Origin of the sequence: Zhongshania aliphaticivorans, from assembly GCF_902705855.1 — a bacterium.
GTDB lineage: Bacteria > Pseudomonadota > Gammaproteobacteria > Pseudomonadales > Spongiibacteraceae > Spongiibacter > Spongiibacter aliphaticivorans_B.
Window position 1 is genome coordinate 67,557 of record NZ_CACSIJ010000017.1, and the last position, 21,774, is coordinate 89,330.

The 21,774-nt window shown below is 47.5% G+C and carries 18 protein-coding genes; 12 read left to right on the forward strand and 6 right to left on the reverse strand.

Going from position 1 to position 21,774, the window contains the following annotated elements:
- The first annotated feature begins 191 nt into the window (after nt 1-191).
- Genes GVJ32_RS17115 through gorA form a run of 7 tightly spaced genes read left to right on the forward strand, consistent with a single transcriptional unit; the run spans nt 192 to nt 8,989 of the window.
- The gene (locus GVJ32_RS17115; protein ID WP_200841463.1) at nt 192-2,516 is read left to right on the forward strand and encodes a DNA translocase FtsK; all 2,325 of its coding nucleotides are present in this window, start codon (nt 192-194) and stop codon (nt 2,514-2,516) included.
- A gap of 11 nt (nt 2,517-2,527) precedes the next feature.
- A complete protein-coding gene (lolA, locus tag GVJ32_RS17120; RefSeq protein ID WP_159241295.1) occupies nt 2,528-3,130 on the forward strand; it encodes an outer membrane lipoprotein chaperone LolA in 603 nt (200 codons plus the stop codon).
- 17 nt (nt 3,131-3,147) lie between these two features.
- The gene (locus tag GVJ32_RS17125; protein ID WP_159241392.1) at nt 3,148-4,428 is read left to right on the forward strand and encodes a replication-associated recombination protein A; all 1,281 of its coding nucleotides are present in this window, start codon (nt 3,148-3,150) and stop codon (nt 4,426-4,428) included.
- Nucleotides 4,429-4,473: 45 nt separating this feature from the next.
- Nucleotides 4,474-4,845, forward strand: a complete 372-nt coding sequence (gene crcB, locus GVJ32_RS17130) for a fluoride efflux transporter CrcB (RefSeq protein ID WP_159241296.1) — start codon at nt 4,474-4,476, stop codon at nt 4,843-4,845.
- Nucleotides 4,846-4,885: 40 nt separating this feature from the next.
- Nucleotides 4,886-6,190, forward strand: coding sequence for a serine--tRNA ligase (gene serS, locus GVJ32_RS17135; RefSeq protein WP_159241297.1), 1,305 nt, complete (start codon nt 4,886-4,888; stop codon nt 6,188-6,190).
- Nucleotides 6,191-6,194: 4 nt separating this feature from the next.
- Nucleotides 6,195-7,598, forward strand: coding sequence for a siroheme synthase CysG (cysG, locus tag GVJ32_RS17140; RefSeq protein ID WP_159241298.1), 1,404 nt, complete (start codon nt 6,195-6,197; stop codon nt 7,596-7,598).
- Between the two features lie 38 nt (nt 7,599-7,636).
- Nucleotides 7,637-8,989 (forward strand): glutathione-disulfide reductase, encoded by a 1,353-nt coding sequence (gene gorA, locus GVJ32_RS17145; RefSeq protein ID WP_159241299.1) that lies wholly within the window; start codon nt 7,637-7,639, stop codon nt 8,987-8,989.
- A gap of 16 nt (nt 8,990-9,005) precedes the next feature.
- On the opposite strand, the gene GVJ32_RS17150 is transcribed toward gorA, so the two are convergent.
- Nucleotides 9,006-11,153 (reverse strand): carboxy terminal-processing peptidase, encoded by a 2,148-nt coding sequence (locus GVJ32_RS17150; protein WP_235035187.1) that lies wholly within the window; start codon nt 11,151-11,153, stop codon nt 9,006-9,008.
- A 218-nt stretch (nt 11,154-11,371) separates the two neighbouring features.
- Here GVJ32_RS17150 and GVJ32_RS17155 point away from each other — a divergent pair, with 218 nt between their 5' ends.
- Entirely contained in the window at nt 11,372-11,743 is a 372-nt protein-coding gene (locus tag GVJ32_RS17155; protein WP_235035188.1) for a nuclear transport factor 2 family protein, read from the forward strand.
- A gap of 44 nt (nt 11,744-11,787) precedes the next feature.
- Here GVJ32_RS17155 and GVJ32_RS17160 read toward each other — a convergent pair whose 3' ends face one another.
- A complete protein-coding gene (locus tag GVJ32_RS17160) occupies nt 11,788-13,593 on the reverse strand; it encodes an acyl-CoA dehydrogenase (protein ID WP_159241301.1) in 1,806 nt (601 codons plus the stop codon).
- A gap of 202 nt (nt 13,594-13,795) precedes the next feature.
- Between GVJ32_RS17160 and GVJ32_RS17165 the strand changes: the two genes are divergently transcribed.
- The 4 genes from GVJ32_RS17165 (at nt 13,796) to GVJ32_RS18520 (ending at nt 18,054) form a co-directional block, all read left to right on the forward strand.
- Nucleotides 13,796-15,421 (forward strand): long-chain fatty acid--CoA ligase, encoded by a 1,626-nt coding sequence (locus tag GVJ32_RS17165; RefSeq protein WP_435808094.1) that lies wholly within the window; start codon nt 13,796-13,798, stop codon nt 15,419-15,421.
- Between the two features lie 33 nt (nt 15,422-15,454).
- Nucleotides 15,455-16,258 carry an acyl-CoA thioesterase gene (locus GVJ32_RS17170; RefSeq protein ID WP_159241302.1) on the forward strand — a complete coding sequence of 268 codons (804 nt, stop codon included), beginning with the start codon at nt 15,455-15,457 and terminating at the stop codon, nt 16,256-16,258.
- 104 nt (nt 16,259-16,362) lie between these two features.
- On the forward strand, nt 16,363-17,793 hold the full coding sequence (locus tag GVJ32_RS17175; RefSeq protein ID WP_159241303.1) for an HDOD domain-containing protein: 1,431 nt from the start codon (nt 16,363-16,365) through the stop codon (nt 17,791-17,793).
- Nucleotides 17,794-17,952: 159 nt separating this feature from the next.
- A complete protein-coding gene (locus tag GVJ32_RS18520) occupies nt 17,953-18,054 on the forward strand; it encodes a universal stress protein (protein WP_353652910.1) in 102 nt (33 codons plus the stop codon).
- Nucleotides 18,055-18,200: 146 nt separating this feature from the next.
- Here GVJ32_RS18520 and GVJ32_RS17180 read toward each other — a convergent pair whose 3' ends face one another.
- The 4 genes from GVJ32_RS17180 to cueR all read right to left on the reverse strand — a co-directional run bounded on the left by GVJ32_RS17180 (nt 18,201) and on the right by cueR (nt 21,716).
- Entirely contained in the window at nt 18,201-18,917 is a 717-nt protein-coding gene (locus GVJ32_RS17180) for a copper resistance protein B (RefSeq protein WP_159241304.1), read from the reverse strand.
- On the reverse strand, nt 18,917-20,761 hold the full coding sequence (locus GVJ32_RS17185; protein ID WP_159241305.1) for a copper resistance system multicopper oxidase: 1,845 nt from the start codon (nt 20,759-20,761) through the stop codon (nt 18,917-18,919). Before GVJ32_RS17185 ends, GVJ32_RS17180 begins: the two co-directional genes overlap by 1 nt.
- Before the next feature lie 176 nt (nt 20,762-20,937).
- Nucleotides 20,938-21,294, reverse strand: coding sequence for a hypothetical protein (locus tag GVJ32_RS17190; RefSeq protein WP_159241306.1), 357 nt, complete (start codon nt 21,292-21,294; stop codon nt 20,938-20,940).
- Between the two features lie 14 nt (nt 21,295-21,308).
- Nucleotides 21,309-21,716, reverse strand: a complete 408-nt coding sequence (gene cueR, locus GVJ32_RS17195; protein ID WP_159241307.1) for a Cu(I)-responsive transcriptional regulator — start codon at nt 21,714-21,716, stop codon at nt 21,309-21,311.
- Between the last annotated feature and the right edge of the window lie 58 nt (nt 21,717-21,774).

Genomic DNA, 21,774 nt, shown 5'->3' on the forward strand with positions numbered 1-21,774 from the left:
GGGGAATTTGTTATCCGCATCAAAATCTCTGTGCGGCGACAAATGCCCTGACATAGTGCTAATATTGGGCCCGATTTGAGATTTTCAATAGGCTTGCCAGCAGCTCATAAACATATAATTTTTTTTCGTGACGGCATCGTGAATGTGTGATTGGCCGTTTAAGCTAGAAGTAACTAGGAAATTGTTTTCTTTTGCCTAAACCGACAACAAAATCAGCGGTGGATAATCGCGAAATATTGCATTTACGTCTTCGTGAAGGGCTGTTAATCGGCTTTGTTGCGGTGTGCATTTACATTTTTGTATCTCTTTTAACCTACAGCGGGAATGATCCTGGTTGGTCTAGAACTGGGAGTGGCGACGGCGTGATGAACGCTGGTGGCCCTGTGGGTGCCTGGCTTGCAGATGTCTTTTTTGCTTTGTTTGGTTACATGGCTTATCTATTTCCAAGCATGTTAGCGTTTCGGGCATGGCGTTTATTTAAGTCGCGTTATCGTCCGCCGGCATTTGATTCACTTATTTTCTCTTTGCGCGTTATTGGCTTGGTATTAGTGATGATATCGAGCACTGGCCTCGCGGCGAACGGTGATTTCGGTACTAGCGGATTACCGTTTGGTGCCGGTGGTGTTTTGGGTGATGCCGTTGGCCACGCCACATTGGCATCTTTTAATGAGTTTGGCAGTCGTTTATTACTGCTGGCAATTTTATTGTTTGGCTTAACGGTATTCACTGATTTGTCGTGGATTAAGTTAATGGATACCGTCGGTGCCTTAACGTTGCGCCTTTATGACAAGGCAAACGATTCAATATATCGTTATCGCCAAGCTCGCGCCGAGCGTAAAAAGGCAGCGCTAGCTGCTAGAGAACGCCACGAGGCGTTTACGACCAAAACTGAAATTCAAAAAACGCGTGTGCCGCCGCAGATAGCGTCCCCACCAAAACCTGCACCTAAATCATCCCGGCCGGATAAAGAGCGTCAAGCCTCGTTGTTTGATGGCCCAGTAACCGGCACCTTGCCGTCATTGAGCCTACTTGATAAAGCCGTGCACAACCCGGATCGGGGGTATTCGCCCGAAACATTAGACGCGATGTCCCGCTTACTTGAAATTAAATTGTTGGATTTCGGGGTGTCGGCAAAGGTGGTAGCCGTCTTCCCTGGCCCTGTTATTACACGTTTTGAGTTAGAACCGGACGCCGGCGTCAAAGTCAGCAAAATATCAAATTTGGTGAAAGATTTAGCGCGATCGTTAGCCGTGATCAGTGTCCGTGTTGTTGAGGTTATCCCTGGTAAACCATACGTCGGCATCGAGATCCCTAACGAGGATCGCGAAATTGTTAATTTCCACGATGTGCTTTCCTCGGAAGTGTTTGAATCCAATAAATCACCACTTACTCTCGCCTTAGGTCACGACATTTCTGGTGAGCCGATATGTGCTGATTTGGGGAAAATGCCTCACTTACTGGTAGCAGGTACTACCGGTTCGGGTAAATCGGTAGGCGTAAATGCCATGCTGATTAGTCTGCTTTACAAGTCAACGCCGGAAGAAGTGCGCTTGATGTTGGTTGACCCGAAAATGTTGGAATTGTCCGTATATGACGGCATTCCACATCTACTAACCCCCGTTATTACCGATATGAAAGATGCGGCGAATGGCTTGCGCTGGTGCGTGGCTGAGATGGAACGTCGCTATAAATTAATGTCGAAAATGGGCGTTCGTAATTTGGCCGGATTTAATCGTAAGGTCAAAGACGCGATTCTTGCCGGTGAGCCAATTAAAGATCCACTTTGGAAACCAGAAGAACACTATCAAGCTGGGCTAGAAGAAGCGCAGGCGCCAGATCTCGAAGTGCTGCCATCGATAGTGGTGGTGATTGACGAATTCGCCGACATGATGATGATCGTTGGCAAAAAGGTCGAAGAACTTATAGCGCGCATAGCACAAAAAGCCCGTGCAGCAGGAATTCATTTGCTATTGGCTACGCAGCGGCCGTCTGTAGATGTAATTACCGGTTTGATTAAGGCCAACGTGCCAACTCGTATTGGCTTTCAAGTGTCGTCTAAAATTGATTCTCGGACTATTTTGGATCAGGGCGGGGCGGAACAGCTTCTCGGCCACGGCGATATGCTGTATTTGCCTCCGGGGGCTGGAATCCCGATGAGGGTTCATGGCGCTTTTGTGTCTGACGAAGAAGTGCATCGCGTGGTTGCTGATTGGAAGCGTCGCGGAGAGCCGCAATATATTGACGGCCTGTTAGAAGAGGGCAGTACCAGCGATGCAATGCCAGGTATGGCGGCAGAGGGTGGTGGCGACAATGGCGAAGGCGATGCGCTTTACGATGAGGCGGTACAATACGTTACGCAAAGTCGACGAGCATCTATATCTGCAGTGCAGCGCAAATTACGCATCGGTTATAATCGCGCGGCGCGATTAATTGAAACAATGGAAGCTGCTGGTGTCGTAACAGAGATGGCCAGTAACGGTAGTCGCGAAGTACTGGCTCCACCGCCACGTGATTAGAAGTGAAAAATATGCGTCAATTGTTTCTATTAGTATGTTTGTCCGTGTTCCAGTTGCCGGTCTTTGCTGAAGGCGACGTTGCGCAACTACATTTGCACCTTTCTGGTGCGCAAAGTATTAATTCAAAATTTGTACAGCAGGTTAGGGATGCCAGCGGCGAGCTCTTGCAGGAAAGCAAAGGCACTATCGCACTGAAGCGCCCCAACAATATCCGCTGGGAAAGCTTAGAGCCGTTCCGCTATTTGCTTGTCAGTAACGGTAAAACCGTGTGGCGTTACGATGCGGATCTTGAACAGTTAAATACTGACCCGTTTGATTCTGAGCTATCACAAACGCCGGCAATGATTATCGGCGCATCGATAGATCAGCTGGCTGCTGACTATGTTGTTAGTGTCATTAAATCCGGCAATACGCGGGAGTTTGTTTTAATACCCAAACAACAGAGTGCGTTTACTGAAATGCGCTTATTGTTCAATATGGGCAAGCTCACGGGTATGCGGCTGACCGACACCCTAGAACAAGCCACCCAAATCGATTTTGTCGAGCCAAAATACAACGTTAAATTCGACGCTAAAATGTTTGAATTTAACGAAGCTGAGGCGAGTAGGTCTTGAGCGACACGCCAGCTGCAATGCCGCTGGCCGCAAGGATGCGGCCGCAAACATTGGAATACTACCTAGGCCAAGAGCACCTGCTAGCAGAGGACAAACCACTGCGCAGAGCGCTAGACTCTGGCCAGCTTCATTCAATGATTTTCTGGGGACCGCCAGGGGTGGGGAAAACTACCTTGGCACAGCTAATAGCTCAGCTTTGCGACGCCCACTTCATCAGTATTTCCGCAGTACTGGCGGGGGTAAAAGATATCCGCGCTGCTGTTGAAGAAGCAAAAAAACAACAGTTTTTTCAGCGTAGGACGATCTTGTTTATCGACGAAGTTCATCGCTTTAACAAGGCTCAGCAAGACGCATTTTTGCCCTATGTAGAAGACGGCACGGTCATCTTTGTTGGTGCTACGACTGAAAACCCCTCCTTTGAAATTAATAATGCACTATTGTCGCGTGCGCGGGTTTACCAGCTAAATTCGCTGAATGACGATGCTTTAATACGCATTATTAAGCATGCCGCTGAGCGAGAAGGGTGGAAGATAGATACCGCACAAATCGCTCGTATTGCCGCCCATGCCGATGGCGACGCGAGGCGCGCGCTCAATCTCATAGAACTGGCTGGCGACATGGTGCTCAGCCGTGGTGAAGCACGAGATTTAAACGAAGAAATAGTCGACCAAGTTTTAAATGGGCAACCGCGCCGATTTGATAAAGGCGGTGATCTCTTTTACGAGCAAATTTCTGCTCTGCATAAATCGGTACGGGGTAGCTCCGCGGATGGCGCCTTGTACTGGTTCGCACGTATGCTGGATGGTGGCTGTGAACCGCTGTATATTGCGCGGCGCCTAGTTCGCATGGCCAGTGAAGATATTGGTAATGCTGATCCGCGTGCACTGCGAATTTGTTTAGACGCTTGGGATGTTCAAGAGCGCTTAGGTAGTCCAGAAGGTGAACTCGCGATGGCGCAAGCTGTGTGCTACCTAGCGGCAGCGCCAAAAAGTAATGCTGTATACACTGCCTACAATGCGGTTCGGCGCGATATAGCCGCCGCGCCCAGCTACGACGTTCCCATGCATTTGCGCAATGCACCGACCGGTATGATGAAGACGCAGGGCTTTGGTGAGGGTTACCGATATGCTCACGACGAGGTAGATGCCTATGCAGCTGGTGAAAATTACCTGCCAGAAGAAATTAAAGACACGGTTTATTACCAGCCGGTTGAGCGAGGTTTAGAGAAGAAAATCGCTGAAAAACTGCGATATTTGCGCCAACGCGATGCGGCGTCACCGTATACACGCTATCGTTAAACCAAATACGGTAGAATAGAGCGCCTCAAAATCGGAGACAACGACGTGCAAGTCTATTTGCTAATTGCCTTAGGTGGTGCCTGTGGCGCTTTAAGCCGCTATGGTATCGGCCGTGCGGTGAATATCTATTTAGCACAAGTGCACTGGCCCTTAGGTACTTTTGCGGTCAATCTTGCCGGCTCATTTACTATTGGCGCGCTCTACGTTTTGATTACCGAAAAATCGACAATACATACCGACTGGCGCTACGTGCTGATGGTGGGTTTTTTGGGGGCATTCACTACGTTTTCGACTTTTTCATTAGAGTCAGTGGCAATGCTAGAGGCGGGTAAAATTACCTTGGCATTACTTTATATGTCGGCAACATTGACTAGCTGCGTTGTCGGTTGCTGGTTAGGTATGAGTCTGGTTCGTTAAACAAAGTATATTAAATACAGATAGTTGGAGATTTATTTTAATGTTAGATATTAAGCAGGTTCGGCTCAACCCTCAGGAAGTTGCCGGCGCGCTGAACAAAAAGTTCTATCGTTTTGACGTAGCAGAATTCGAAGCTCTAGATGCCGTACGTAAACAGGCAGATATGAATAGCCAAAACTTGTTGGCCGAGCGTAAAAAGGCATCAAAGCAAATAGGTGAACTGATTAAATCTGGCCTTAATATCGACGAAGCTAAGGCGCAGGTGAACGAAAGTCTGGCAAAAATTGAAACCGAATTAGAAGCACTCAAGCTGCAAGCAAAAGACGCAAACGAAGCCTTAGATCAGTTATTGATGGCGGTGCCGAATTTACCCGCTGACGAGGTGCCCGAAGGCAAAGACGAATCAAATAATATTGAAGTGTTACGCTGGGGCGAGCCGAGAAACTTTGACTTTGACGTAAAAGACCATGTTGATGTCGGTGAAAATCTCGGCGGTCTAGATTTTGAAGTAGCCACTAAAATTACCGGCAGCCGTTTTGCAGTAATGCGTGGTGGTTTGGCGCGTATGCATCGTGCACTCATTCAGCTTATGTTAGACACCCATACCCGTGAGCACGGTTATCAGGAAGTCTACGTGCCGTATATGGTGAACGCCGATTCGCTGCGTGGCACCGGCCAATTACCAAAATTTGAAGCAGACTTGTTTAAGTTACAAGGTGATTCTGAGTATTACCTCATTCCAACAGCCGAAGTGCCGGTAACTAATTTATATCGCGATACCATTGTGGAGGCTGCTGAATTAGACAAAGGGCTTCGCTTTACTTGTCACACTCCCTGCTTCCGAAGTGAAGCGGGCAGCTATGGTCGTGATACTCGGGGCATGATTCGGCAACACCAATTCGAAAAAGTAGAGTTGGTTCAATTTGTCCGCCCAGATGAATCTGATGCTGCCTTAGAGGCCTTAACTGGCCACGCTGAAGCGATTCTACAGAAACTTCATCTACCTTATCGCAAAGTGATTCTTTGCGGTGGTGACCTTGGGTTTTCTGCCCGTAAGACCTACGATTTAGAGGTGTGGCTGCCGGGACAGAGCGCCTACCGTGAAATTTCATCCTGCAGTAGTTTTGGTGATTTCCAAGCGCGTAGAATGTTAGCTCGCTGGCGTAACCCCGAAACGGGTAAGCCAGAGCTGCTTCATACCTTAAATGGCTCTGGATTGGCGGTGGGCCGCACCTTGGTGGCAATTTTAGAAAATTACCAACAAGCGGATGGCTCGCTAGCTGTTCCTGCCGTACTGCAAGGCTATATGGGTGGCGTAGAGCAGTTATTGCCAGGAGAGTTCTAGCTAAATGGACTTTCTCCCTCTTTTTACTGATCTACGTAATAAACCCTGTTTATTGATTGGCGGTGGTCAAGTTGCGCTGCGAAAAGCACGTTTGTTATGCAAGGCCGGTGCAAAATTAAGACTGGTTGCCCACGACATTCTCCCAGAGTTATCGACGCTGTGCTTGAACGCGGGCGGCGAGTGTATTCGTGGTGATTACGGTGACCATCTGCTAGACGACGTATTTTTAGTTATTGCCGCGACGGACGATCATAACTTAAACAGCCGTGTATCGGCGGCCTGTCACAGTCGACAAATTCCAGTAAATGTCGTTGATAGCCCCGATTTATGCAGTGTGATTCTGCCGGCAATTATCGATCGCTCCCCCTTAATGATTGCCGTGAGTAGCGGCGGAAAAAGCCCGGTACTGGCGCGGATGATGCGTTCTCGCTTAGAGGCTAGTATTCCCGCCGCCTATGGCCGATTAGCCAATTTGGTTGGGCAATTCCGTGACGCAGTAAAAACGCGCTTTGCAGATATTGAAGATCGACGTCATTTTTGGGAGCACACCTTACAAGGCCCCGTTGCCGAAATGGTCTTTGCGGGCAATGAGAAGGCCGCAGCTACTATGCTAGACGACGCGATAAAAAAAGGCACCGTCGACGCCGGTGGCGAAGTGTATTTAATCGGTGCAGGTCCAGGCGACCCGGATTTAATGACGTTTAAGGCGCTACGCTTATTACAACGTGCAGATGTGGTGTTATATGACCGCTTGGTGGCGCCGGCCATTGTAGATATGTGCCGTAAAGATGCCGAGCGGGTATATGTTGGCAAGGCGCGCTCGGATCATGCGGTTCCTCAGCAAGACATTAATATGCTGCTGGTGAAATACGCCAAAGATGGTAAAAAAGTAGCGCGCTTAAAGGGGGGCGATCCATTTATATTCGGTCGTGGCGGTGAGGAAATTGAAGAGCTCGCCGAGCAAAACATTCCCTTCCAAGTGGTGCCTGGTATTACCGCAGCGGCGGGTTGTGCGAGCTATGCGGGTATTCCGCTTACCCATCGAGATTATGCACAGTCAGTACGCTTCGTCACTGGGCATTTAAAGGATCATAGTATTAATTTACCGTGGGACGAATTAGTCAAACCCGCGCAAACGGTGGTGTTTTATATGGGTTTGGTTGGCTTGCCTACAATTTGCGAAAAAATGATGGAATTCGGTAGATCGGAAGATACTCCCATCGCAGTAGTGCAACAGGGCACCACCCCTGATCAAAAGGTCGTCGTGGCTACCTTAGCGACTATGGTTGAAGTGTTAAAAGAGAAGCCTGTGCAGGCACCGACGCTGATTATTGTGGGCGAGGTCGTCAAGCTGCGTGAAAAACTTGCTTGGTATGAAAAGTACGATTTAGCCTCAACGTCCATTTAACGAGACGCCAATTTACACCTAAGCTCAAAGGAGAGTGCGTGAGCGAAACAATCTACGACTTATTTGTTATTGGCGCTGGTTCCGGCGGCGTTCGCGCTGCAAGAATGTCAGCGGGATTCGGTGCAAAAGTTGCCATTGCTGAATCGCGTTATTTGGGTGGCACCTGCGTCAATGTTGGCTGTGTTCCCAAAAAGTTATTTAGCTATGCCGCTCATTACCGTGAAGACTTTAATGATGCTCGAGGTTTCGGCTGGGATAGCGCCGTTAGCGACTTGGATTGGCCACGCCTTAGGGACAATAAAACTAAAGAAATTGAACGCCTCAATGGTATTTATGGCAATTTATTAAGCAATGCCGGCGTTGAGCTAATCAATGGTCATGCGCGCATTGTCGACGCCAATACCGTCGAAGTAGATGGTCATAAATACATAGCTAAAAATATTCTTATTGCTGTCGGCGGTTGGCCCTTTATCCCAGACATTCCCGGTCGTGAGTTGGCGATTAGCTCTAATGAATTATTTTATTTAGATACACTGCCAAAGCACGCTGTCGTCATTGGCGGGGGCTATATTGCCACTGAATTTGCGGGGATTCTTCATGGTTTAGGTATAGAGGTAGAACAGATTTACCGCCGTGATTTGTTTTTGCGAGGATTTGATACAGAAATTCGCGAGCAGCTTGCGGAGGAAATGACGAACAAAGGCGTGAAGTTACGTTTTAATGAAAACGTTACCGCAATCGCTGAAAAAGACGGTCAATATTTGCTGACGCTTGAAAGCGGTGAAAGCTTACTCACCGATAAAGTGTTATATGCCACGGGCCGCAAACCTCTTTTAGAAGGGCTTGGTTTAGAAAATACCAAGGTCACTTTAAACGACAAAGGCTATATTGCGGTCAACGAAGGCTTTCAAACGTGTGAGCCGTCAATATACGCAGTTGGTGATGTAACCGGAGGTATGGAATTAACGCCGGTAGCACTTGCCGAAGGCATGAATTTAGCGAAGCGTTTGTTTAAGGGTGATACCACCGTTCTCGATTACAGCTTTATTCCCACGGCTATATTTTCTCAACCCAATCTTGCGACGGTTGGGTTTAGTGAAGAAGACGCGCGGGAGCGTTTTACTGATATCGCGGTGTATACCTCGCGGTTTACCCACTTAAAACACACCTTGAGTGGCAATAAAACCAAGACATTTTTAAAGCTTGTGGTCGATAAGGCCAGTGATAAAGTGGTCGGCGCTCATATGATGGGTGACGATGCGGGCGAAATCATTCAGGGCTTGGCTGTGGCGATTAAGGCGGGGGCGACCAAGGCCGACTTTGATTCGACGATTGGTATTCACCCCACGGTGGCAGAAGAATTTGTAACTATGCGAGACGCTACTCGCTAAACGTCGAAGCCAGCCGCTACGGGCGTCTGGCTAAACGTTCGGGTAAGAAGTAGGGCAAGGCATCGACCAGAATGTGGCTGGCCTCGGTCAGAAGCGGATCTGGCGCCTTCTCTTTATCCTTGTCCTCTTCCTTCTCGGTTTCTGCCTTCAACTCCGACTCTTCGTCTGTCATCGCGATATCGTCGGCACTTTCGTCTTCAAGAGCATCTAAGGGTTCTTCACCCTTGGCCACTCGGCGACGATTCTCCATCGCTAATTGCTGAACTTTTTGCGCGTCACGCTCTTTCTTCCGAAGATCGATATTCAAAGACAGGTGGGTCTTCGCACGCATTTTCTCAACGACTGAAATCTGTTCTTGTAAGAACTGGAAGTCGGGATCTTTCGCAATGCGCTTGTCGTGCTTGCGTTGCAGGGTGTCGATGCCGGACTTTAGATCAAAATAGTAGCGATGACTTGCCTGGGGAATGCGATCCCAGTGCAGGGCATTATCGAGGACGCTTTCACCGATATCCTCTTGGTTGTAGAGGGGCGGGAAGGCGATGTCGGGGATAACACCACGGTTCTGGGTGCTATCGCCAGAAATACGGTAAAACTTAGATTCCGTGAGTTTAAGTTGTCCGTGGCTCAGGGCATTTACCGACTGAACTGTGCCTTTGCCGAAAGATTGGGTGCCAATCACCAAGCCACGCTGATAGTCCTGTATAGCGCCAGCAAATATTTCCGAGGCCGATGCACTCATGCGATTAATCAACACTGCTAGCGGCCCAGTGTAGTATGGCGAGCTGCGGCGTTTGCCTTCACGTAGAACTCTAGAGTTAGACTGCCTAATTTGCACGGTTGGGCCCGATTCTATAAACAAGCCCACCATGCCATTTGCTTCTGCCAAAGAGCCGCCGCCATTATCACGCAAGTCTATAACAATGCCTTCGGCGCCTTCGCTAAGTAGCTCACCCATAATACGATGCACGTCTCGAGTGGTACTACGGAACTCAGTATCACCCATGCGGTAGGCTTCAAAATCAAGATAAAAGGTCGGGACATCAATCACGCCAACTTTGTGGGCTTCGCCATCACTGTCGGTGATCTCAATCATTTCACCTTTGGCACTTTGGTCTTCCAATTTTACTTCATTGCGTTCAATGGTGATTTCGCGACGGGTTTCGTCACTTTTGGCAATGGCGGGAATTACCTCTAGGCGGACAAACGAACCTGCAGCACCGCGAATCAGATCAACCACGTCATCTAAGCGCCAGCCGATAACGTCCTGCATTTCACCTTTTTTGCCTTGAGCTACACCTATAATTTTGTCTGCAGGTTGTAGTTGTCCTTGTTTATCGGCTGGGCCCGCCGCAACTAGGCGCACGACTTTGGTGTAGTCGTCTTCCATTTGTAGCACTGCGCCGATGCCTTCTAGTTTTAAGCTCATATTAATTTGGAAATTTTCGGAAATGCGCGGCGAGAAGTAATCGGTATGGGGGTCGTACAGTGAGGCGAAGGCATTAGCGTAAATTTGGAAGGCGTCTTCGGCTTCTAGCTGTTTCATACGCTTAATTTGGTTTTTAAAGCGCTTAGTTAATAACTCAATGATGCCTTTGTCATCTTTATCGGCGAGGCGTAAGCCCAACACCCGGTTTTTGATTTGCTTGCGCCAAATTTCATCTGCTTCGGCTTTACTTGCCGGCCATACAGCCTTGTCACGATCGAGCTCAATGTCTTCGTTAACGCTGAAATCCATTACCTTAATGTTATCGGGCAAGGTGTCGAGAGTGCTTTGCAAACGGTCAATCATACGTTCGCGGTAGCGATTAAAGATAAAAAAGCCGGAGCTCAAGTCAGATTTCTTTAGCTCATCGTCTAATTGCATGCTGTATTTTTGAAATTCGGTGATATCGCTCTGGAGTAGAAATAAGCGATTCGGGTCTAGGTCATCAAGAAAAGCATTTAGCAGCTTTCCTGAGAACTCATCGTTTAAAGACATTTTTACATAATGGCGACTATTGAGCTGTTCAACCATGTCGTGAACGGCTGTTTTGTGTGATTTTTCTGGTGCTAGTGGTTTGAGTGCGCTGTCGGCAAAGACAGACAAGCTGAACATAGACAAAAATAGGGCGGTAATGAGCGCGCCAGTAAATTTGTCATTGCGAAGTGATTTTATAGTTAGCATTGAATACCGCATCTCAAAGTTCTAGGTGGACGTGACTATGTTACACCGCCAGCGCAGTTAATGCAGGCATGACTGTGATTTCAAATATGCTCTGCATGGTTAGCTGAGCTGTATGCGAATCTTGCCCGCTTTATTAACAAAATGGACATATTCTTACTTAATTTCCCGCGTTACACTGTTTATATACGCTAATTAACAAGTTAAATGGAGTAATTTACGTGAGTAAAAACCCAAAGTTAGCCGCTGTTGAACAATATATTGCTGCCTTAAATAATGGTGATATGACCGCTATTACTGATTTATACGCGGATGATGCCACCATCGAAGACCCAGTTGGTAGTGAGCCTATTCAGGGGCAAGACGCTATTATACGATTCTATGAAGTCGCATTTAGTTCCGGAATTTCTGCTCGTTTAGAAGGACCAGTTCGATTTGCCGCCAATCACGCGGTATTTCCCTTTGTTGTTGAGCTAAACCCTGGCAATGGTGAAATGCGCATAGAAGTGATTGATCAATTCACCTTCAATGACGATAACAAAGTGATTGCCATGAAGGCCTTTTGGGGGGAGCAGAACATGACCACGGCATAGCGTGGCCATGAACGCTAACAGTCGCTCAAGGGTAGTCGCGGCTGTTAGAACCATTCATTTTTCATGGTGAAGGGAATATTGTCAAAACGACAAAGCAGATCAGCCTGCGGGCCAATTTCTGCTAGCTCCCATTGAACGTAGTAGCGTGCGGCGTGAAGTTTTCCCTGATAAAAATGCGCATCAGCGTCGTGAACATCCTTTTTGCTTAAACCTCGTGCAGCAGTTACCCCCTGTTTTAGCCACAGCCACGACATCAAAATACGGCCAAACAAATCGAGATAAACCGTGGCATTGGCCAAACTTAAGTCGGTGTGTTCGGCCATGTTGCCAAGCAGTGTATTTGTTACGGTGGTTAAGGTTTGCAGGGCGTCAGTAATCGGCTGGATTAAGGGTAGTAATTCTTCAAACTCGCGTGCTTCTGACAACGTGTTGCTGACGGTTTCTATAAATAGGCTAAAACCAGCGCCGTTATTTAACAGTATTTTACGGCCTAATATGTCAATGCCGTGAATCGCTTCCGTGCCTTCGTGGATGGGGTTAAGTCGATTATCACGGTAATACTGCTCAACCGGATATTCTCTGATATAGCCGGCGCCACCCAGTACCTGTATCGCAAGCTCATTGGCCTTTAGCCCATATTTCGACGGCCAGGATTTCACAATCGGGGTTATCAGATCTAACAATAAAAAGGCTTGTTGGCGCTCTTGCTCGGTGTCTGCAGTCCGAGAATCTTCATACAGTGAGGTTGCGTACAGACAAAGGGCAAGCGCGCCTTCGGCATAGGATTTTTGTGCCAATAACATCCGTCGTACGTCGGCGTGCTCAATAATAGGCACTTGCGCTGACGTTGGGTCTTTAATGGAGGGCAGCCTGCCTTGGGGGCGCTCACGAGCGTAATTTAATGAATACAAATATCCCTGATAGCCAAGTACGGCCGCACCTAGACCAACACCGATGCGAGCTTCGTTCATCATTTGGAACATATATTGAAGCCCTTTATGAGCTTCGCCAACCAAATACGCTTTAGCGCCGCCGTTTTCGCCAAAGGTTAATACCGTCGAGGTGGTGTTGCGGTAGCCCATTTTGTGCAGCAAGCCCGCCAGCGCGACGTCGTTGCGCTCGCCAAGAGAACCGTCGGAATTAACTAAAAATTTTGGACATATAAACAGGGAAATTCCCTTGGTACCGGCGGGCGCACCATCAATACGTGCGAGCACCATGTGTACTATGTTTTCTGTGATGTTCTGGTCGCCACCAGATATGAACATTTTCTGCCCTTTTATGAGGTAAGTACCTTCGTCAGCGGGGTAGGCGGTGGTCGTAATATCTGCCAGCGCCGAACCCTGATTAGGTTCGGTTAGAGCCATCGTTCCGGCGAATCGGCCTTCGCGCATGGGCGGTAAAAACGTGGCTTTGTGTTCCTTGCTGCCAAATGAGTGAATCAGATTGGCGGCGCCAATGCTTAAAAATGGATAGGCGGAACTCGCGATATTTCCGGCGTTAAAATACGCCATTGCCGCGCGTAGAATAATTTCTGGTAATTGCAGGCCATCTTCGTCGGCGTCGTAATGTGCGGCTAAAAATCCCGCTTCTGCTAAGGCGTTCCATGCCTCTTTAGTCTCCGGAATCATTTGTACGGCGGTGCCATCAAACTGAGGTTCGTTAGCGTCGCCCTTGGTGTTGTGGTTGGCAAAATACTTCTTGGAAATGGTGTGGGCGGTGTCGAGTGTGGCGTTAAACACCTCCCGAGAGTGGTCTTGGTAACGGGGTCTATTTAGCAGGGCTTCGGTGTCGAGTAACTCGTAAAGCAAAAAATCAAGATCGCGGCTATTTAATAGCGTGTTACTCATAGGTTTATCTCTTCGTTATTAGGTGGGTTTTGTGAAGCAAGGCGTCAAGACTTACGTATTAGCGCGATATTATGTAATGCTGGTGTTGCTATGATTATGCTCATTCACATAAGATTGAACTCTAATGTATTCTCTGCTCACATGTGTTCTCGTGCAAGTGCTGAGCTAAAAAATTTAAGTAACATAAGAAAGGCAAATAATAATGATCCCAATGATGAATACCCAGCTCACAATCACCTCGCTCATGGCTCACGCCGAGCAAATTAATGGCTCAGTTGAGGTTGTGTCAGTCACGGCGGATAACCCGCGCCACAGATACACCTATCGGGAGGCCTTTGCGAGAGCGCGGCAATTGGCAAATGTGTTGCAGAAGTTGGGGCTGGAACAGGGCGATACTGTTGCAACTTTTGCGTGGAATGATTACCGCCATTTAGAAATTTACTATGCGGTATCTTGCTCGGGAATGATTTGTCACACCATTAATCCACGCTTATTCCCTGAACAAATTGAGTACATAGTTAATCATGGTCAAGACAAATGGATTTTCGTCGACCTGACGATGGTGCCGCTGCTGGAGTCCCTGCAGCATCTTATGCCCGAGGTGAAGGGCTTTGTGGTGATGACAGATCAAGCCCATATGCCAGAGACTAGCCTTGCCAATGCGCATTGCTACGAAGCTCTATTAGCTGATCAGCCAACTGAATTTAGCTGGCCCGAACTTGATGAAAATACCCCCTCAGCGCTGTGTTATACCTCGGGCACCACCGGCAATCCCAAAGGGGTGATGTACACCCATCGCTCTACCTTATTGCATTGTTATGCAAGCATTGCACCTGATGTATTCGGCTTATCAGTTAAAGATGTAGCACTGCCGATTGTTCCTATGTTTCACGTAAACGGCTGGGGCTTGGTCTATTCCGCGCCAATGACCGGCGCAAAATTAGTTATGCCAGGCCCCAAAATGGGTTGCGGTGAAACCCTTTGTAAATTGATTAACGAAGAGAAGGTCACCGTTTCTGCGGGTGTTCCCACCGTTTGGCTCGCCTTATTGGATTACCTAAAGAAAACAAACAGCACCATCGACACGCTAAATCGCTTAACTGTTGGTGGCGCGGCCTGTCCTTTCACTATTTTTGATGATTTCCGTAGCAAGTACGGTGTAGATGTACAGCAGGGTTGGGGCATGACGGAAATGAACCCGCTGGGCACCTTTAATGGAAATGCTCCGGCGGTTGTTAATGATATGCCCGCTGAGCAATACGACAAAATGCGCTTAAAGCAAGGGCGTCCGGTGTTTGGTGTAGAAATGAAAATAGTCGATGCTGACAACAAACCTTTACCTTGGGATGGTAAGAGCTCCGGGGCGGTAAAAGTGCGCGGGCCTTGGATTATTAACGAGTATTATCGCTACGACGGTCAAACCCTGGATGACGATGGCTGGTTTGAAACTGGCGATGTAGCCAGTATTGACGAATACGGCTATATGCAGATTACCGACCGGGTGAAGGACGTAATTAAATCTGGCGGTGAGTGGATTAGCTCGATCGAGCTAGAAAATTGCGCAGTAAATCATCCGAAAGTCGCCGAGGCTGCCGTTGTTGGTATGCCGCATCCTACCTGGAGCGAAAGACCATTGCTGCTGGTGATTTTACACGAAGGCGAAACCCTCTCGCGGGAAGACATGTTGGCGTGGTTTGATGGCAAAGTGGCGAAATGGTGGATACCCGAAGAGTGCCTGTTTGTAGATGCGTTGCCACACACAGCAACTGGAAAATTAAGTAAAAAAGACATTCGCGCAGAATATGCAGACTTTAGCTGGCCAAATTGATGACTATTATTTTCAATAATATAAGGGCGACGAATGAAAAATTTTCAGGCATTGCTTGAAGGTGTTAAAGCAACTGATCAAGTAAATGAATACAGCGTTCATATTGACGCCTCATGGCTACAAGGCAGAACCGCGTTTGGCGGCCTAAGCGCAGCACTGATTGTAAAAGCCATGTTGCAGAAAATACCGGCTGATCGACACCTGCGCTCTGTTGCGGTTATGTTTGTGGGGCCGGTACCAGCGGGAGATCATCGTATTACACTTCGCGAACTGCGCGTTGGTGGCTCGGTGACTCATATTCAAGGAGAAATACTGTGCAATGGCGAAGTCGCCGCCACGGTCAGTGCTGCCTTTGGTAAAGATCGGCAATCAGCGGCAAGCCTCGCTGGGCCGGCAATGCCAGATGTAGTCGCGCCAGAGTCCGTACAGGCATTGCCCTTTATAGAGGGTTTAACTCCGACCTTTACTCAGCATTTTGACATGCGTATATGCAGCGGCAGTTTGCCCTTTAGTCAGTCTGAATCGGCCGATTTTTCGCTGTGGCTTCGTTTTAAAGAAGCGGGTGCGGCGGATTTAGCAGCGCTCATTGCCATAGCTGATGTGCCTCCCATGCCTGGGCTGAACATGATTAAAGCCCCTGGTATTGGCAGCTCCTTAAGTTGGTATTTGGAGTTTCCTGAAACGCTCTCTAACGCAGATATGTCGGATTGGTGGTTTTGCGATTACCAAAGCCAAGCTGCAGGTAATGGCTATTTTCACAACCATGCCACCATATGGGGCCCAGACGGCAAGGCAGTTATGTTTAGCCGGCAGGTCGCAACGGTTTTCGAAAAATAAAACGCTGTGATCCGTACAAATAGGGACACAGTCGCGGCTAATCCGTATTGTCAGAATTTTCTACGCTGAGTTTAATAGGTGATAAACTCAGCGTAGAGAAATACATGGCAATTGATCTAAGTCCTTTTATTGAAAATACCGCGCGTCTGCCGTCGATTCCTCGCGTGGTAAGTAAAATTGTTGAGCTAGCCCGATCTGGCGACATCGATATTCAGAATTTAGCCACTCTCATTGCCAGTGATCCTGCTCTAGCGGCAAAGACGTTGCAGTTTGCCAATTCCCCCATGTATGCGAACGAGCACAAAATAGAAAACGTGCGCCGCGCCATTGTCTTACTGGGGTTAGATACTACCGTCAATTTAGCATTGAGCTTTTCACTCACCTCATCGCTAAAAGAACAATCACAATCTGGCTTACATTATCCTTTGCTGTGGCGTCGATCCTTAATTGCCGCCGCTGCTGCACGGGAGCTAGGGCGATTACTAGGTGAGCGCGCAATAGAAGAACTGTTCCTTGCCGGGCTTTTACAAGACATAGGCATGATTGCCATAGATCGCCTTAAGCCCGATTTTTATACCGACTTGCGCAGTGACCAAGTATTCCACCAACGTGTGCGTGAATACGAAATCGAGCGTATGGGCGGAGATCACGCCGAGGCGGGCGCATGGCTATGCAAACATTGGGGTTTAGCAGAAAGAACGAGCCTTGCAATTGCGACCAGTCACCGGCCAAATACCTTTGCCATTACTGATGTAGACGGGCTGTTTATACGCTGTGTTTGTGTTTCTGGCATTGCCGCAGATTACCTAATATTGGGTGAGTCGCCAGACGCCACCAAGCAACTTTACCTTCAGGCTCAGAGGGTTTTGGGATTAGACTCCGCGAAAGTAGACAGACTAATTGGTTTTTTACACGATCAAATTCCAGAAATGGAAGCCTTGTTTGATATAAAACTAACGGAAAGCGCCAGTCAGTCCGAACTACTAGAACAGGCAAATGAAACATTAGCCGAGTTGAATTTACAAAATCTAAGCCGCGGTCGCCAGCGTGGGAAAAAATCACCAAAACTAACAGATGAAAAGCGGCTAGACTCAGCAACAGCGGCATTTTCCCGCGAGTTTATTAATGAATTTCTACCCGATAGCTTTGATTTGGCATGCAGAGCAGGACGAGTCTTAAGCATTTTATTACTCGAAATAACTAATTTTAAAGCAATTAGAAAACCCCTTGGCGACGACCTTAACTACTACTTGCGGTCATTGGCTACTGAATTGAAAAACAAGCTCCGAGCCGGCGATATCATTTCCCGCTATAGCGAAACGACCTTCTTGATACTGCTCCATGACACGGCAGAGCCGGAAGCACACGCCATTGCTCAGCGCCTAATTCAAGCGACTCGGGATGTAAAAAATAACAGTCGTGAAGGTTTAGTGGCTGATCCACTAATTGGTATCGCGACCCACGGGCAAGATATTGAGTTTGAAAACACCGACGAATGGATAGACCATGCTAATAAGAATTTGCGCAGTGTATAGACTGCCAGATCAGTAGGTGATTGCTCTTAAAAGAATAGATTAAATAATATTAGCTAGTACACAGAAAAGTAATGGCTTATTCATTTAGCTGTATTTTCCGGTGTTACTAAAATAATAGCTCACAAAATCAAGTTTCGTATTTTCTTAGAAATGCTTGTCATGGGTGCATTATCTCATTCAATGATTGCCCATGCATTTTTAGGTAGCAATACTCGTAAAATAATCGAGAACACTCATTTGCCACTAGTAATTTTGCGGTAGATGTTTTGGTGTTAACGGTGGGCTTCTAATTTAGTTGATACTGGCGATAAATTCACCACTATTATTTTTATTGAGGCATCATTGATCGCTAGTTTTAATTTGAAGCCATTACTTATCCGTTTCTGACTCGCCCTAAAATTCTCAGTTTAAAACCAAAATTTTAGGCCGATTAGCCACGCCACAGATTCTGTTTTTTGTCCGATATTACGGCTATATTTCGCTGTATTACCAATTTTTTGTTCGTAGCTTACACCGATATAAGGAGCAAATTCACGTCGAATTTCGTAACGCAAGTTAAGCCCTGCTTCGATGTTTGATAGGCCACTACCGGTGTGTGTTGCTCGGTCATTTCGGCCATATATATTGGCTTCGAACTCCGACCTTAGTACCCACTTTTGGGTCAGTAATATTTCATATTCGGTATCAAGTCTAGCTGCAGTTTGGCCATGTTGACCCAGATAGAGTGTGAGTTCTGTTTCAAAAAAGTAAGGCGCCACGCCTTGCAAGCCAAGTGCAAACCACTGTCTATTATCGGTGTTGTTAAAATCACCTCGCCATCCGGCCTGGATATCCCAATAGGGAGAAACTCCATGGCTATACAATAATTCAAGCTCGCTACTTTCACGGTTACCGTCACGGTAATTACCTTCCGTTTTAATCCATAGCTTGTGCAGATCTTTACCTAACCAAGCATCAACATCCCATTGGATTTCACTGCCATCGTTATTATTACGTTGTTCTAATTGATTAAAAGACAACATGCTGAGGACAGGGTCGGCAGCAGGATGGCTAAATACCTGCGATGTTACGCCGAGTAAAATTAGTAGTGTAATAAGCCGATGAGCGGTAGATTTAATGTTCATTACACAGCTCCTTCACTGATAAGGACTTCTCTCATCATACCGGGCATGTGGTATAGCAAATGGCAGTGATACGCCCAGCGGCCAACCGCGTCGGCGCTGACTAGATAACTGATTTTTGAACCGGGTTGAACTAAGACCGTGTGCTTTTTTGGTATATACAAAGGATCGCCGGTTTCTAGCTCACTCCATACGCCGTGTAGGTGAATAGGGTGGGTCATCATCGAATCATTGACTAATACAATACGCAGTCGCTCGCCGTATTTGAATTTTAGCGGGCTTGCGTCGGCAAATGGCACACCGTCCATCGACCACATATAGCGCGCCATATTGCCGGTTAGATGCAGCTGAATTTCGCGCTGTGGATCGCGACGGTCTTCGGTTTTATACAAGTTTCGTAAATCGGAATATCTCAGTACTCGACGACCATAGCGTTGTTGGTGATCGCGCAGCCCAATACCCGGATCATCTACCCCATTCATTGGTGACTCGGTACGCATATCAACTTGGGGCCCAAACTCTGCGTTTACGTGTTTGATTTCACGCTGACTGCCCATTCCTGCGGGGGCAGGTTTGCCTGCCTTATGTGCCGAGTTCACGCCCATATTGTGGTTTACATGTGCGTTTGTCTCGTCGCTTTCTGCCTCCATGGCAGACATATCGTGATTGCTGTGGTTCATGCCTGCCATTGCCATGCCCATATCGCGGTGTGCGAGTAGCGGGGCGTGGTCCATTTTCGGAATCTCAACCTGCCATTTAGGGTTGGGGCTTAATGTTCCTCGACAAAATCCGCTGCGATCTATGCTTTGAGCGAACACACAGTAGGCGCTGTTGTCACTGGGGCTGACAACCACATCGTAGGTTTCTGCAACACCAATGCGAAACTCATCAACACTAATGGGTTCTACGTTTTGTCCGTCAGCGGCAACGACAGTCATTTTTAAACCGGGAATTCGCACATCGAAAATTGTCATCGCAGCGCTATTTATAAATCGCAGACGAATCTTTTCACCGCGTTTGAATAAGCCATTCCAACCCTGTTCAGGGGTGTTGCCATTCATCAGATAGGTATAGGCATGGCCGGTGACGTCAGAAATATCACTTTGACTCATTCGCATGTCATTCCACATGCGGCGCGCTGCCCAACTACGCGATATGCCTTTTTCTTTTATGTCCTTCCATAAGTCCACTGTGGTTCGTTGCTTATAGTTGTAGTAGTCCGCCTGCTTTTTTAGCTTGGCGTAAATATCTTCTGGTGCCTGATCTGACCAGTCAGAAAGTTGAATCACGTAATCGCGGTCGTAACTCACGGGATCAGGATTCGCCGGTTCAATAACGATCGCGCCATAAAGGCCGGTTTGCTCCTGAAATCCAGAATGGCTGTGATACCAGTAAGTTCCGTTTTGCTGAACTTTAAAGGCATAGTCAAAATATTCGCCAGGTTTTATGCCGCCAAAACTCAGCCCTGGTACGCCGTCCATGCCGGTGGGTAGAATCATGCCGTGCCAGTGAATAGAGCTGTCGTGATGTAGGTGGTTATGCACTCGCAAGCTAATATCTTCGCCTTCTTTCCATCGTAAAATAGGGCCCGGAACGCTGCCATTGATGGCGGTCGCTATCTGTTGCTTGCCAGTAAAATTTACATTTTGATGGCCAATATGCAGGTCAAAATGCTGACCTTGAAGGATATCTGGTGATTTCATTTTTTGGGTGTTCGCAGCGCCAAAACTAACAGGTGCGCCGCCTAAGCCAATGAGCGCACCAGCACTGGCGGCGCCCTGCACAAAGCGGCGTCGAGATAGGCCTTGTTGATGTACCGAGTTATTGAAAGAGGAAATGATTTTCATAATGTGCCCTACAAAATATCGCAATCGCTAAGGATCTTTGCCGTTGCCTGCGAGCTAGTCATAGATTCTACACGTAGCCGATGAGGTTAATTCAGGGCCACGGCGCAAAAACTAGTAATTAGATTCGACCGGTAATTAATGGCCGTTACCCGAATTAAAGACGGAATACGCCTGTGTTAGGCTGGAATCGGAGGGCGAAATAGAGAAGCGGTAACTTTTACTTGCTGCTGGGCTATGGCAAGTGAATGTGGGACTTGATGACGACACTCACTGTTTAAAAATACCGTTGTCGGTAGTGCCGGCGTATTGCAATGGACAGTGCAGCAGTCACAATTTAATTCGCAGTTTGCACTCCTTTCTTCGTGTTGCGAATCGATTGATGAGGCCTGCTCATGATGATGGTGAGTTTTAACTTGTGGAAAAATTGTCTGGGTATTTTGTGACGGCACTGGCTGATAAATAGCAAAAGCCATTTTGCTGAAGAACATCAGTAAAATCCAGAGTGCTATATTTTTACGAGTGCGAAAGTTCATTTTAGCTTCGTCGGTTAACCTGCATTACTAGCACAGACATTTTCTAAGCCCGACAAAATAGGGCAGTCTGCACGATTGTCGCCGTGGCAATTAGATGCCAAGTCGGCGAGTAAATCTCTCATTGCCGTGAGTTCGTGAATTTTAGCATTTAATTCATCGATATGGCTTATTGCTAGTGTCTTAACATCTGCGCTCGCTCTGTCTCGATCAGCCCATAAAGATAGTAATTGTTCAATTTGGGCTAATGAAAAGCCCAAGGAACGGGCGCTTTTTATAAAGCTGAGGCTGTGCACATCGTTGTCTGAATATAGTCGGTAGCCCGCTGGAGTACGGGCTGCTTCTTTAATTAAGCCAAGGGATTCATAGTGACGAATCATCTTTACCGAAATTCCGCTGGCTTTTGCCGCCTCACCTATGTTCATTTTTTTACTCCAAATGCATTTTTTATCTTACTCGTGTCAGACATAGCATTTTGACCAA

Bases quoted from the DNA above. Each gene is read 5' to 3' on its own strand.
- lolA (WP_159241295.1), top strand. From the start codon at position 2,528: ATGCGTCAATTGTTTCTATTAGTATGTTTGTCCGTGTTCCAGTTGCCG.
- GVJ32_RS17125 (WP_159241392.1), top strand. From the start codon at position 3,148: ATGCCGCTGGCCGCAAGGATGCGGCCGCAAACATTGGAATACTACCTA.
- serS (WP_159241297.1), top strand. From the start codon at position 4,886: ATGTTAGATATTAAGCAGGTTCGGCTCAACCCTCAGGAAGTTGCCGGC.
- cysG (WP_159241298.1), top strand. From the start codon at position 6,195: ATGGACTTTCTCCCTCTTTTTACTGATCTACGTAATAAACCCTGTTTA.
- GVJ32_RS17150 (WP_235035187.1), bottom strand. From the start codon at position 11,153: ATGCTAACTATAAAATCACTTCGCAATGACAAATTTACTGGCGCGCTC.
- GVJ32_RS17160 (WP_159241301.1), bottom strand. From the start codon at position 13,593: ATGAGTAACACGCTATTAAATAGCCGCGATCTTGATTTTTTGCTTTAC.
- GVJ32_RS17165 (WP_435808094.1), top strand. From the start codon at position 13,796: ATGATCCCAATGATGAATACCCAGCTCACAATCACCTCGCTCATGGCT.
- GVJ32_RS17170 (WP_159241302.1), top strand. From the start codon at position 15,455: ATGAAAAATTTTCAGGCATTGCTTGAAGGTGTTAAAGCAACTGATCAA.
- GVJ32_RS17175 (WP_159241303.1), top strand. From the start codon at position 16,363: ATGGCAATTGATCTAAGTCCTTTTATTGAAAATACCGCGCGTCTGCCG.
- GVJ32_RS18520 (WP_353652910.1), top strand. From the start codon at position 17,953: ATGGGTGCATTATCTCATTCAATGATTGCCCATGCATTTTTAGGTAGC.
- GVJ32_RS17180 (WP_159241304.1), bottom strand. From the start codon at position 18,917: ATGAACATTAAATCTACCGCTCATCGGCTTATTACACTACTAATTTTA.
- GVJ32_RS17185 (WP_159241305.1), bottom strand. From the start codon at position 20,761: ATGAAAATCATTTCCTCTTTCAATAACTCGGTACATCAACAAGGCCTA.
- GVJ32_RS17190 (WP_159241306.1), bottom strand. From the start codon at position 21,294: ATGAACTTTCGCACTCGTAAAAATATAGCACTCTGGATTTTACTGATG.
- cueR (WP_159241307.1), bottom strand. From the start codon at position 21,716: ATGAACATAGGTGAGGCGGCAAAAGCCAGCGGAATTTCGGTAAAGATG.